The organism is Halorubrum sp. B52 (assembly GCF_059752555.1).
In genome coordinates, this window is sequence record NZ_MWTG01000007.1 from 396328 (window position 1) to 409038 (window position 12711).

The 12711-nt window shown below is 69.4% G+C and carries 10 protein-coding genes and 1 pseudogene; all 11 read left to right on the forward strand.

The genetic code is table 11. The annotated features are described in order from the left end of the window. The first annotated feature begins 108 nt into the window (after positions 1-108). Positions 109-534, forward strand: coding sequence for an SHOCT domain-containing protein (locus B4V04_RS03410; protein WP_144799023.1), 426 nt, complete (start codon positions 109-111; stop codon positions 532-534). 103 nt (positions 535-637) lie between these two features. Continuing rightward, complete coding sequence (locus tag B4V04_RS03415) at positions 638-883, forward strand: YhbY family RNA-binding protein (protein WP_144799024.1); 246 nt, start codon at positions 638-640, stop codon at positions 881-883. Next, the gene (locus B4V04_RS03420; RefSeq protein ID WP_498229182.1) at positions 883-1800 is read left to right on the forward strand and encodes a mechanosensitive ion channel family protein; all 918 of its coding nucleotides are present in this window, start codon (positions 883-885) and stop codon (positions 1798-1800) included. Before B4V04_RS03415 ends, B4V04_RS03420 begins: the two co-directional genes overlap by 1 nt. A gap of 65 nt (positions 1801-1865) precedes the next feature. Then, positions 1866-3203, forward strand: coding sequence for a Trk system potassium transporter TrkA (gene trkA, locus B4V04_RS03425; RefSeq protein WP_144799026.1), 1338 nt, complete (start codon positions 1866-1868; stop codon positions 3201-3203). A 7-nt stretch (positions 3204-3210) separates the two neighbouring features. After that, positions 3211-4713, forward strand: a complete 1503-nt coding sequence (locus tag B4V04_RS03430; RefSeq protein ID WP_498229184.1) for a TrkH family potassium uptake protein — start codon at positions 3211-3213, stop codon at positions 4711-4713. A 112-nt stretch (positions 4714-4825) separates the two neighbouring features. Continuing rightward, complete coding sequence (locus B4V04_RS03435) at positions 4826-6364, forward strand: TrkH family potassium uptake protein (protein WP_498229185.1); 1539 nt, start codon at positions 4826-4828, stop codon at positions 6362-6364. Between the two features lie 120 nt (positions 6365-6484). Then, a complete protein-coding gene (locus B4V04_RS03440) occupies positions 6485-6925 on the forward strand; it encodes a universal stress protein (protein WP_498229187.1) in 441 nt (146 codons plus the stop codon). Next, positions 6922-9297, forward strand: a complete 2376-nt coding sequence (locus B4V04_RS03445) for an amino acid permease (RefSeq protein ID WP_498229189.1) — start codon at positions 6922-6924, stop codon at positions 9295-9297. The genes B4V04_RS03440 and B4V04_RS03445 overlap by 4 nt, the downstream gene beginning before the upstream one ends. 95 nt (positions 9298-9392) lie before the next feature. Further along, positions 9393-10226, forward strand: a pseudogene (locus B4V04_RS03450) (universal stress protein); the annotation flags it as partial. A gap of 82 nt (positions 10227-10308) precedes the next feature. Continuing rightward, positions 10309-10992 (forward strand): potassium channel family protein, encoded by a 684-nt coding sequence (locus B4V04_RS03455; RefSeq protein WP_498229191.1) that lies wholly within the window; start codon positions 10309-10311, stop codon positions 10990-10992. Position 10993: 1 nt separating this feature from the next. Further along, positions 10994-12688, forward strand: a complete 1695-nt coding sequence (locus B4V04_RS03460) for a potassium transporter TrkG (RefSeq protein ID WP_498229193.1) — start codon at positions 10994-10996, stop codon at positions 12686-12688. The last annotated feature ends 23 nt before the right edge of the window (positions 12689-12711 follow it).

Sequence of the window (12711 nt, forward strand, 5' to 3'; positions counted from 1 at the left end):
AGAAAAAGATTAGATTGGTCTAACTCTGGCCGCGGGCGGGGGAGGCGCCGGTGGAGCGTCCCGAGGCCGCCGATACGATTTAGTCGTCGCACCGAGAGGAATGGCACCATGGCGGAGTCCTCCCTGCGCGAGCGGTTCGAGCGGAACGCGAGCGGGATCGCAGCGACGACCGTGACGGGAACGTGGCTCGCGGCGCTCCTGCTCAACGTCGACTGGTGGCTCCCGCTCATGCTGTTCGGCTACATCGTCGTCGTGCCCGTGGTCGCGTTGCTGTTCGACGCGGACGAGGACGAGGCGGAGACGCCGACCGGAGACGCGTCGGACGCCCAGCCCGCGGACGCCGAGGCGGAACCCGAGCGCGTGCAGGACGCGCTCGACCGACTGCGGACCCGGTACGCGGAGGGCGAACTCACCGACGAGCAGTTCGAGCGGAAGCTCGACCGGTTGCTGGCGACGGAGACGCCGGAGGACGCCGCCGAGTACGTGCGGCGAGAGCGAGCCGCGGAGCGAGAGCGCGACGTCGAACGCGAGTAGGGGGAGCGCGGCCGATCCGGGCGCGAGCGTCGCCCGCGGGCTCCGAGCGGCCCCGACGTCCGCGAACCTCAAGCTTCAACTGCCGCGACCGAGTGAACGACGTATGAGCGACCAACAGCTTCGCAAGGAAGCGCACGACCTCGACGTCACCGTCTGGGTCGGGAAGAAGGGCGTCGACGCCGTCGTCGACGAGGCGGCCGACCAGCTCGACGACGCCAAGCTCGTGAAGGTGAAGTTCCTGCGCGCGGCGCGGGGCGGGACCACGACCGACGAGCTCGCGGCGGAACTGGCTGACGCCGTCAACGCGGACCTCGTGGAGACGCGCGGGAACACGGCGGTGCTCCACTGATGAGCGCCGCGGGCGGTACACGTTCGGTCGTCGCCCTCGCGGGGACGTTAGAGCCGTTCCTCGGCCCGCTGACCGGGCTCGTCATCGACGCCGCGATCTTCCTCGCCGTCGTCGTCGCGACGTACCTGTTGTATAAGATCGTCATCTCGGCGCTCGTTCTGCGGGTGTTCGACAGACAGGGGCTCGACGAGCACGCGCGGCGACCCCTCCAGAAGATCGTCGCGTTCCTCGTGCTGTTCGCGGGCGTCACGGTCGCGTTCGGGGCGGCGGGGTATCAGGGGTTCCTGCGGTCGCTGGCGACGATCGCCGCCGCGGCGACGCTCGCGATCGGCTTCGCGCTCCAGGACGTGATCAAGAACTTCGTCGCGGGCGTGTTCATCTACACCGACAAGCCGTTCCGCATCGGCGACTGGATCGAGTGGCAGGGGAACTCCGGGGTCGTGGAGGACATCTCCTTCCGGGTCACCCGCGTGCGAACGTTCGACAACGAGCTGCTCACGGTGCCGAACCACGCGCTGACGAGCGACGTGGTGAAGAACCCCGTCGCGAAGAAGACGCTGCGCCTGAAGTTCGTCTTCGGGATCGACTACGAGGACGACGTCGAGAAGGCGACCGAGGTTATCGTCGAGGAGGCCGAGAAGAGCGACGCGATCCTCGACGACCCCGCGCCGTCGGTCCGGCTGACCGAGCTGGCGGACTCGTACGTCGGCCTGCAGTCGCGGATCTGGATCGACGACCCGTCGCGGGCCGACTTCGTGAAGGCGCGCGCCGACTACGTGAAGGCCGTCAAGAAGCGGTTCGACGAGGAGGGGATCTCGATCCCGTTCCCGCAGCGGACCGTCTCGGGGCGGAACGAGTGGACGGACCCCTCGTCGTTCGGCGGGGCGGCGGAGGCCGGGATCGGCGGGGACTCGTAGGGCGCTCCGCGATCCCGGCGGGACCGATAGTAACGAACTTGAGGGTCCGGTAACTCGTTGTGCCCATGCATGTGGTCGTTATCGGGGCCGGCGAGGTCGGCACGAGCATCGCCGCGAGCCTCTCGTCGGACCACGAGGTCGTCGTCGTGGACGTCGACCCCGACCGCGCGGAACAGCTCAAATACGAGATCGACGTGCTCACGATCGCCGGGGACGGCACGACCTCGGAGATCCAGTCGGCGGCGGACGTCGGCCGCGCGGACATGGTTATCGCCTGCACCGACGACGACCAGACGAACCTCGTCGCCTGCGGCACCGCGAAGACGCTCGGCGACGGGTTCACGATCGCCCGCGTGAAGAGCACGGACTTCCTCCGGACGTGGGAGGGGAGCAACGGCGCGTTCGGCGTCGACTTCATGGTGTGTACGGACCTTTTGACCGCGGAGAACATCGTCCGGGTCATCGGCCTCCCCGCCGCCATCGACGTCGACCCGTTCGCGAGCGGGCTGGTCCAGATGGCCGAGTTCGAGATCGCCGAGGGAAGCCCCGTGGCCGGCCAGACCGTCTCCGAGGCCGACCGCTTCGAGTCGCTGACGTTCGTCGGCCTGTTCCGCGACGGGGAGCTGACGATCCCGCGGGGCGACACCGGCATCGCGATCGGCGACCGCGCCGTGGTCATCGGGAGCCCCGAGAGCGTCCAGTCGTTCGCGACCGACGTCGCCCCGGATGCGACCCCCGGCCGGGCCGACGAGATCGTCGTCGTCGGCGGCAGCGAGATCGGATACCAGACCGCGCGGCTGTTGGAGGAGCGCGACTTCGGACCGCGGCTGATCGAGCGGGACCCCGACCGCGCGCGCTGGCTCGCGGAGAACCTCCCGGACACCGTCGTGATGGAGCACGACGCGACCGACACCGAGTTCCTCTCCCGCGAACACGTCGACGAGGCCGACATCGTCGTCTCCGCGCTCGGGTCCGACGAGCAGAACCTCCTCGTCGCGGTGCTCGCCAAGCGGCTCGGCGTCGACCGGGTGATCGCCGTCGTCGACAGCCCGGACTACGTCACCGTCTTCGAGGAGATCGGGATCGACATCGCGATCAACCCCCGCACCGTGACCGCCGAGGAGATCACGCGGTTCACCTACGAGAGCGTCGCGGAGAACATCGCCGTGTTGGAGAACGACCAGGCGGAGGTGTTGGAGCTCGAGCTCACCGAGGGATGCGGACTCGTCGGGCGACCGATCTCGGAGATCGTCGCCGACACGGACGCCCGGTTCGTCATCGGCGCGATCACCCGGGCCCACGAGCTCGTCACGCCGCGGGGCGACACCGTGCTCCGCGCCGGCGACCACGTCATCCTGTTCGTGGAGTCCGACTCCGTGAGCGCGATCACTTCGATGGCGTGAGACAACCGTGACCACCAGGATCCGGGTCGGTTGGCGGGCGAGCGTGGGGCTCACCGGCGACGTCCTCACCGCCCTCCCGGTCCCGCTCGCGTTCCCGCTGCTGATCGCCCTCTACTACGGCGAGTCCGTGCTCCCGTTCGCGGCGGCGATCGCGGTCTCGCTCGCCCTGGGCGCGGCGTTCCGGTCGGTACAGGACCCGGAGGAGGACCTCGGGCCCCGCGAGGCGTTCCTCGCGGTGGCGCTGATCTGGTTCCTCGTCGCCGCGGTCGGCGCGATCCCCTTCGTCGTCGCCGGCGTCGGCACGGTCGCGCACCCGGTGAACGCGATGTTCGAGTCGATGAGCGGCCTGACGACGACGGGGGCGACGGTGCTCCGGGACTTCTCCGTCCACTCCCGTTCCGTCATGATGTGGCGGCAGGTGATCCAGTGGCTCGGCGGGCTCGGCATCCTCATCTTGGCGACCGCGGTGCTCTCGGAGATCGGCGTCGGCGGGGCGCAGCTGATGGAGACGGAGTCGCAGACCAAGGACGTCAACAAGCTCACGCCGAAGATCTCGCAGACGGCGCGGCTCATCTGGGGGATCTACTTCGGGCTCACGGGGCTCGCGATCGCGGTCTACTATTCTCTCGGACTCGCCGTCGACCCGCGGATGGACCTGTACAACGCGATCGCGCACGCGTTCACCTCGGTCGCGACGGCCGGGTTCTCGCCGGAACCGCTTTCCGTCGGCGCGTTCCACCCGCTCATCCAGTGGGCGGTCGTGCCGTTCATGGTGATCGGCTCGACGAGCTTCGTCCTCATCTACTTCGCCATCAACGGGGAACCGATGCGGCTCCTGCGCAACGAGGAGTTCCACTTCTACCTCGGGGCGATGGGGACGCTGGCCTCGATCGTCGCCGTCGGCCTGTTCCTCGATCCCGCTACCACCTTCGGCGCCGAGGGGACGATCCGGCACGCCGTGTTCAACGTCGCGTCGATCGTGACGACGACGGGATACGCCAGCACCGACTACGTGCTGTGGGCGCCCGCGGCGAAGCACATGCTGTTCATGGGGATGTTCATCGGCGGGATGGTCGGGTCGACCACCTGCTCGATCAAGTCGCTCCGGTGGCTGGTCGCGCTGAAGACGTTCCGCCGGAACCTCTTTACCGCCGTTCACCCGGAGTCGGTTCGACCGGTCCGGATCTCGGGGAAGCCGGTCGACGAGAGGGCGATCCGCGACATCTACGCGTACCTCCTCCTGTCGATCATCATCTTCTTCCTGCTCGCCGTGGTCATCGTCGTCGACGCGGAGCGGGCGAACGTCCGGGTGACGGAGTTCGAGGCGCTCGGCGCCGCGGCGACGACGTTCCTCAACATCGGTCCCGCGTTCGGCGACGCGGGCCCTTACGGGACGTTCGCGTCGTTCCCGATGACGACGCGGGCCGTGATGATCGTCCTGATGTGGATCGGTCGGATCGAGATCATCCCCGTGCTCGTGCTGTTCACGAAGGCGTTCTGGACCTCATGAGGGGCGCGAATCCTGGGGCGAGGGACCGCTCGCCGCCGGGCGGTCAGGCCATCGACGGCTTCTTTGCGCGCGGGAAGGCTACGACTGGTATCGATATCATCAGGGGGCACCCGTGACGCGAACGACGGTCAACACGCGGGCAACGCTGAGCTACACCGGGAGCATCGTCAAATACCTCTCGGCGGCGATGAGCGTCCCGCTCGTCGTGGCGCTGATCTACGGGGAGGACGCGGTCGCGTTCGCGGTCTCGCTGACCCTCGGCGTCGCGCTCGGCGCGGGAATGGAGCGGCTCGACGACGAGCCGGACCTCGGACCGCGGGACGCGCTGGCGGTCGTCTCCCTCGCGTGGCTGATGGCCGCGATCGTCGGCGCGGTCCCGTACGTCATCGCCGGGTACGGGACCGCCTCGGCGCTCGGCCACCCGGTGAACGCGCTGTTCGAGTCGATGAGCGGGTTCACCACGACCGGCGCGACGGCGACCGCGGAGATCAGCTTCGAGCGGCACTCGCACGCCGTGTTGATGTGGCGACAGCTCACGCAGTGGCTCGGCGGGATGGGGATCATCGTGCTGATGGTCGCGATCCTCCCGCAGCTGGCGGTCAACGGCGCGGAGCTGATGAAATCGGAGGCGCCGGGCCCGGGACTCCAGAAGCTCACGCCGCGGATCGTCGAGACGGCGCGGGCGCTCTGGCTGATCTACGCCGGCTTCACGGCCGCGCTGATCGCCATCCTGTTCGGACTCGGGCTCACGCCGCTCGCGCCGAACATGGACCTGTACAACGCGATCGCCCACGGCTTCTCGACGCTCCCGACCGGCGGCTTCTCGCCGCAGGCGGAGAGCATCGCGGCGTTCTCGCCCGTGGTCCAGTGGGTGTTCGTCCCCTTCATGGTGATCGCCGGGGTGAACTTCGCGCTGTTCTGGTTCGTGCTCCGCGACGACCCGACGCGGATGTTCGAGAACACCGAGTTCCGCATGTACCTCGGGCTGGTGACCGGGTTCGCGGCGGTGCTCGCGGTCGGGCTGTTTTACGGCGGGGCCCCGGCGACCGAAATCGGCGGGATCACCGAGGGCGCCACGGAGAACGCGCTCAGACAGGGCGCCTTTCAGATCGCCTCGCTGCTGAACTCGACCGGGTTCGCGACCGCGGACTTCGCGCAGTGGGACACCCAGACGCAGTTCCTCCTGCTGTTCGCGATGTTCCTCGGCGGCTCGGCGGGTTCGACCGGCGGCGGGATCAAGATCATCCGGTGGCTCATCCTGCTGAAGACGCTCCGCCGGGAGCTGTACACGACGGCGAACCCCGACGTCGTCCGGCCCGTGCGACTCGGCGGCGAGGTCGTCGACGAAGACGTGATCCGCGGGATTCTGGTGTTCACGCTGTTGTACTTCCTGCTGTTCGCGCTCGCGGCCGTGTTCATCGAGATCGACACGGCGCGGGTCGGAGAGGCGCTCACCGGGACGGAGGCGTTCGCGGCCTCGCTGGCGACGATCGGGAACATCGGACCGGGCCTCGGTCCGCTCGGTCCCTTCGGGAGCTACGAGTTCCTGCCGAACACGACGAAGCTGCTGATGATCGGGCTGATGTGGATCGGTCGGCTGGAGATCGTCCCCGTGCTCGCGCTGTTCGTCGCCGGCGTCGACGACCGGTGATCGCCCGTCGTCGAGAGCGGTAAGGACGCGATCTAATCGCTGGAAACAATTCTTACGCTGACCTTACGCCGCGGCGTCGCAGAGCGTATCTTCTTAACTGGCGAGGCAATGAGTGTTGGTATGACGAGCACTGACCAACCGGTGGAACGGGACCTGCTCGACCACGTTCTCCTGCCGGTCGCCCACGAGGAGGACGCGCTGGCGACGGCGCGCGCGCTCGAACCCTATCGACCGGAGCGCGTGACCGCCCTCCACGTCGTCGAGAAGGGCGGAGGCGCGCCCGACAAGACGCCGGTCGAACAGTCCGAGGAGCTCGCCGCCGAGTCGTACGCCGCGGTCCGTTCGGTGTTCCCCGAGGCCGGCGACCACACCGCGTACGCCCGCGACGTCGCCGACGCGATCTTCGACGCCGTCGACGAGGTCGGCGCGAGCGCCATCGCCTACCGCTCCCGGGACGGTAACCGGTTGATGCAGTTCCTCTCCGGGGACCTCTCGCTCAAGCTCGTGACGAAGTCGCACGTACCGGTGATCGCGCTCCCGCGCGAGGGATCGGCCGAATGAGCGACGAGGAGCTAGCGAAAGACCTCGGTCCCCTCGCCGCGCTCACGATCGGGATCGGCACGATGATCGGCGCCGGGATCTTCGTCCTCCCCGGCACCGCGGTCGCCCGCGCGGGGCCGCTCGCGGCGGCCACGTTCGTTCTCGGGGGTGTCATCGCCCTGTTCACGGCGCTGTCGGCCTCCGAGCTCGGGACGGCCATGCCGAAGTCGGGCGGCGCGTACTTCTACGTCAACCGGGCGCTCGGACCCATGTTCGGCTCCGTCGCCGGGTGGGCGAACTGGCTCGGGCTCGCGTTCGCCTCCGCGTTCTACATGTACGGCTTCGGCGAGTACGTCAACGCGCTCGTCGGGCTCGGCTCGGTCGGAGTCGGACCCGTGACGCTGGAGGCGGCACAGGTGATCGGCCTCGCCGGCGCGCTGCTTTTCATCGCGGTCAACTACTTCGGCGCGAAGGAGACGGGCGGGCTCCAGATCGTCATCGTCATGTCGCTTCTGGGGATCCTCGCCGTCTTCACCGTCGTCGGCCTGCTGAACGCCGACATGGAGTCGCTGCGACCGATCGCGCCGCCGGGGACGACGAGCCAGGTGCTCCCCGTCACCGGGATCATCTTCGTCTCGTACCTCGGCTTCGTCCAGATCACCTCGGTCGCCGAGGAGATCAAGAACCCCGGGCGGAACCTCCCGCTCGCGGTCCTCGGGTCGGTCGTGATCGTGACGGTCGTGTACGCGCTGTTCCTCGTCGTGCTGCTCGCGGCGGTCCCGAACGAGCTCGTCGCGAACAACGAGACCGCCGTCGTCGACGCCGCCAGACTCCTCTTCGGCAACTACCAGGTGTTCGGCTACTCGCTGGGCGCCGTCGGCGCCGGAATGCTCCTGATCGGCGGCCTGCTCGCGACCGCCTCCTCCGCGAACGCGTCGATCCTCTCCTCTTCGCGGATCAACTTCGCGATGGGCCGCGAGAAGATCGTCACCCCGAAGCTCAACGAGATCCACGATCGCTTCGGCACGCCGTACAAGTCGATCGCGCTCACCGGCGCGCTCATCCTCGTCTTCCTCGTCGCCGGCGGCGTCGAGTCGCTGTCGACGATGGGGTCCGTCCTCCACCTCATCGTCTACGGCCTGCTCAACATCGCGCTCATCGTGATGCGGGAGTCTGGGGTCGAGGGGTACGACCCCGACTTCGAGGTCCCCTTCTACCCGTTCGTTCCGATCATCGGGACGGTGTCGTCGTTCGCGCTGATAATCTACATCGAGCCGACGATCATCCTGATCTCGTTCGGCCTCGTCGCCTTCGCCGTCCTCTGGTACCTGCTGTACGCCCGCGGGAAGGTGGAGTCGCGGGGCGTGCTGGGCGCGTGGATCCTCGACCGCTCCGACGAGCTCCCGAAGGCCGCCGTGTCGGCGGCCACGTCGGTCCAGCCGAGCGGCGACGACTACCGCGTGATGGTGCCGCTCGCGAACCCCGCGACCGAGGAGCACCTGATCACGCTCGCGTCGGCCATCGCCAAGCAGCGTGACGGGACGGTCGTCGCGGTCAACATCGCGAACGTCCCCGACCAGACGTCGCTCGAGGCCGCGCGCGACCGCGGGGCCCACGAGGCGGCGCACGGCCTGCTGGACAAGGCCCGCGAGGACGCCGAGACGTTCGGCGTCGACGTGGAGACCCACGTCGTGCTCTCGCACCGCGTGTTCGAGGAGGTGTTCGACGCGGCCCGGACCTACGGCGCCGACCTCACCGTGATGGGCTGGGGCGAGGACTCCCACGGGGCGCCGGGGCGCGCCGAGACGGCGGTCGACGAGCTCGCGCACTCGCTCCCCTCCGACTTCCTCGTGTTCCGCGACCGCGGGTTCGACCCCTCGCGGATCCTCGTGCCGACCGCCGGCGGGCCGGCGTCGGACCTCTCCGGCGCGGTCGCCAAGATGCTCCAGACGGAGTTCGACAGCGAGGTCACCCTGCTGCACGTCGCCGACGACGAGGAGGCGGGCCGGCGGTTCCTCATGGGGTGGGCCGCCGAGCACGACCTCGCCGACGCGACGCTGCGGGTCGAGAGCGGCGACGTGGAGGCGTCGATCGACCGCGCCGCGCGGGACGCCACGCTGCTGATCATCGGTGCGACCCAGAAGGGGCTGCTCTCGCGGCTGGTCCGCGGCTCGCTCGTGCTGCAGGTGCTCGACGACGTGGAGTGCTCCGTGCTGCTCGCCGAGAAGCGCGACGAGCGGGGGATCCGAGCGCGGCTGTTCGGGAGCGGCGCCCGGGCGAACGTCCCGGACGACGGCGCGGTCGACGCCGCTGAGACGGACGACGCGACCGCTCAGGCGCGTGGCGACGGCGGTGTCGGGCGGACGGAAGCGGACGAACAGGCGGGGGAATAGGCGAGCGGAGAGATGAGCGAACCGGACGAACGAGCGAACGGGCGGCCACCGAGGAGATAGAGACCGTGTTCGAGACGACGAACGGGTCCGCAGACGACGGCCCGACGGTCATGGTCGCGGTGTCGAACCCGCGCACGGAGAGCGCGCTCGTCGCGCTCGCCGGCGCGCTCGCTCGACACGCGGGGGGTCGCGTGCTGGCGATCCACGTCGTCACCGTCCCGGACCAGACGTCGTTGGAGAAGGCGGCCGAGAACAGGGAGCGGCTCGACGAGTCCTCCGAGGCCCTGCTCGACGCCGCCGTCGCCGACGCGGCCGCCTTCGACGCCCCGATCGCGACGAAGACGGTCCTCTCGCACCGCGGGATCGAGGAGGTGTTCGACGCCGCGCGGACGAACGACGCGGACGCCGTCGTGATGGGGTACGGCGGGACGCGGTTCGCGGGCGGGCGCGTCGAGGGGTCCCTCGACGAGCTCGCCCGCGACCTCCCGTGCGACTTCCTCGTCCTGGACGGCCAGCGGCTGGACCCCTCGGACGTGCTCGTGCCGACCGCCGGCGGTCCCTCCTCGGACCTCTCCGCGGAGGTCGCCCGCGCACTCCGGGACGTCGCCGGGGCGGACGTCTCGCTGTTGCACGTCGTCGAGCCGGGCGACGAGGAGGCCGGCCGTGAGTTCCTCACCGACTGGGCCGAGGGGCACGGTCTCGGCGACGCGACGCTGCGGGTCGAGACGGGTGACGTCGACGAGACGATCGCCCGCGTCGGCGAGGCGTACGACCTCGTGATCGTCGGCGCGACCGAGCGCGGGCTCCTCTCGCGGATCGTTCGCGGCTCGCTGGCGTACGAGGCCATCGAGCGCCTCGACACGCCGGTGTTGCTCGCGGAGCGGCCGTCGTCGCGGTCGCTCCGCGAGCGGCTGTTCGGCGGGCGCTGAGACCGGGCGCCGGAGACGGCACGGTCGCCGCGATTCGCCGCGGAACGGTAGGCTTTCGGTGGTCGCTTCTGAAGGGCGGCACATGTATCTGATCGTCGTGGGCGCGGGCGACATCGGGACGCCGCTCGTCGATCTCGCGACCGAGAGCGGCAACGAGGTCGTCGTCATCGAACGCGACGAGGAGCGAGCCGAACGGGCGTCGAAGCAGTACGACTGCCTCGTGCTCAACGACGACGCGACCTCGAAGGAGACGCTACAGGACGCCGGCGCCGACCTCGCCGACGCGCTCATCTCGACGACGGATCAGGACGCGACGAACATCATGGTCTGTCTGCTCGCCCAGGAGCTGTCGATCCCGAACATCGTCTCGGTCGTGCACAACCCCGAGCACATGAACGTGTTCGAACAGATCGGCGTCAACACGATGCAGAACCCGCAGAGCCTGATCGCCGAGTATCTGTATCGGGCGGTGAGCCGCCCCTCGGTCGTCGACTTCATGCACATCGGCGAGGAGGCGGAGGTGTTCGAGATCACGGTCGGGCCCGACGCGCCGGTCGCCGGGAAGACGCTGCGGGAGGCGGACGAGGCGGGCCTGATCGGCGGGCAGACCCTGATCGTCGCCGTCGAGCGGGACGGAGAGGGAACGCCGATAACGCCCCGGGGGAACACGCGCATCGAGGCGGGCGACCTGCTCACGGTGTATTCGGGGTCCGGCGTGACCCCGGAAGTGACCGACGTGTTCGGCCACCCGGAGGACCACAGCTGAGATGGCCGAACGGAACGGCGGCCGGCTCCCGACCGATCTGGGGGTCATCGCCCGCGACGTCGGATCGCTCCTCCTGATGGAGGCCGGGCTGATGGCTCTCACCGTTCTCGTCGCCCTCGGGTTCCGGGAGTTCCACGCCGCGCTCGGCTTCCTCGTCGCGGGCGGCGTGACGGCGCTCGTCGGCGGCCTCGCCAATCGGCGGTTCGCCGACGCCTCGGAGCCGAAGATGAAACACGGCATGGTGATCGCCGCCGGCGGCTGGCTCATGGTCGCCGTCTTCGGCGCGCTCCCGCTGTTCCTCACGGCGTGGCTGACGCCGCCCGCCGTTATGGACGCGTTCGTCCCCGCCGCCGCGGAGACGAATTCGTGGGAGCCGATCCGCGTCGGCGGGACCGCGACGCTCTCCAGCCTCGCCTACTTCCGCGACCCGCTCCACGCCTTCTTCGAGAGCATGAGCGGCTGGACCGGGAGCGGCCTGACGATGGCGGTCCACGAGCCGTCGCTGCCGCGGACGGTGCAGTGGTGGCGGTCGTTCATCCAGTGGGTCGGCGGCGTCGGCGTCATCGTCCTCACCGTCTCCATCCTCTCGCGTCCCGGCAGCGGGAGCTACGCGCTCTATCGGAGCGAGGCCCGGGAGCGGAAGATCCACCCGAGCGTCGTCTCGACGGTCCGGACGGTGTGGAAGCTCGTGGTCGGCTACACCCTCCTGTCGTTCGCCGCGCTGTTCGCCGCGATCCGGGCGAGCGGGAGCGAGTACGCCGAGTCGCTCTCGCTCGGCGAGACCGCCTGGCAGGCGCTCAACCACGCCATGACCGGCCTGACGACGGGCGGGTTCTCCGTCACCGACAACTCGATCGCGACGTACGGCTCCCCCCTGGTCGAGGTCGTGCTGTTGCCGATCATGGTCCTCGGCGCGATCGCGTTCCCGGTCCACTACGTCGTGCTCAGGGACCGGAGCGTACACGAACTGGTCGCAGACCTCCAGACCAGGTGGCTGTTCGCGCTGCTCGGGGCCGGCGTCGCCGTGCTCGCGATACAGAACGTCGCGTCCGTTCCGGTCGCCGCCGGCGCGTTCGCGACGGAGTCGTTCCTCTCGTTCCCGGTTCCGCTCCTCGACGGCGCGGGGCTCGACGCGGTCCGGGACTCGGCGTTCCAGTGGATCAGCGCGCTGACCGCCACCGGCTTCCAGTCGGCGCCGATCGGGAGCTGGGTCGCGGGCGCGAAGGTGTTGGTCGTCGTCGCGATGGTGCTCGGCGGCGCCGCCGGGTCCACGGTCGGCGGCATCAAGATCATTCGTGCGTACACGGCCGCTCGCGGGATCATCTGGCAGTTCTCCCGCGTGTTCCTCCCGGGCAACGCCGTCGTCACCGCGCGCATCGGCGACCGCACGCTGGACCGCGAGACGATGGAGCGGGAGTTCAGCGAGGCCGCCATCGTCACGCTGCTGTGGATCGTCGCACTCGTCGTCGGGAGCCTCGTGCTGGTCAACGTCGCCGGCCCGGAGTTCGGCTACGCCGACGCGCTGTTCGAGGTCGCGAGCGCACAGGGGAACGTCGGCCTCTCGTCCGGGATCACCGGGCCGTCGATGTCGCCGGCGGCGGAGGCGATGTTCCTCTTCCACATGTGGATCGGCCGCCTAGAGATCATTCCGGTGTTAGTGTTCATCAGGGCCGGTATCTGGGGGCTGAACCCGTGACCGGCTCGACGCCGACGGTCACC

Coding starts and splice junctions, on each gene's coding strand:
- B4V04_RS03460 (WP_498229193.1), top strand. CDS start 10,994: ATGGCCGAACGGAACGGCGGCCGGCTCCCGACCGATCTGGGGGTCATC.
- B4V04_RS03415 (WP_144799024.1), top strand. CDS start 638: ATGAGCGACCAACAGCTTCGCAAGGAAGCGCACGACCTCGACGTCACC.
- B4V04_RS03420 (WP_498229182.1), top strand. CDS start 883: ATGAGCGCCGCGGGCGGTACACGTTCGGTCGTCGCCCTCGCGGGGACG.
- B4V04_RS03440 (WP_498229187.1), top strand. CDS start 6,485: ATGACGAGCACTGACCAACCGGTGGAACGGGACCTGCTCGACCACGTT.
- B4V04_RS03445 (WP_498229189.1), top strand. CDS start 6,922: ATGAGCGACGAGGAGCTAGCGAAAGACCTCGGTCCCCTCGCCGCGCTC.
- B4V04_RS03410 (WP_144799023.1), top strand. CDS start 109: ATGGCGGAGTCCTCCCTGCGCGAGCGGTTCGAGCGGAACGCGAGCGGG.
- trkA (WP_144799026.1), top strand. CDS start 1,866: ATGCATGTGGTCGTTATCGGGGCCGGCGAGGTCGGCACGAGCATCGCC.
- B4V04_RS03455 (WP_498229191.1), top strand. CDS start 10,309: ATGTATCTGATCGTCGTGGGCGCGGGCGACATCGGGACGCCGCTCGTC.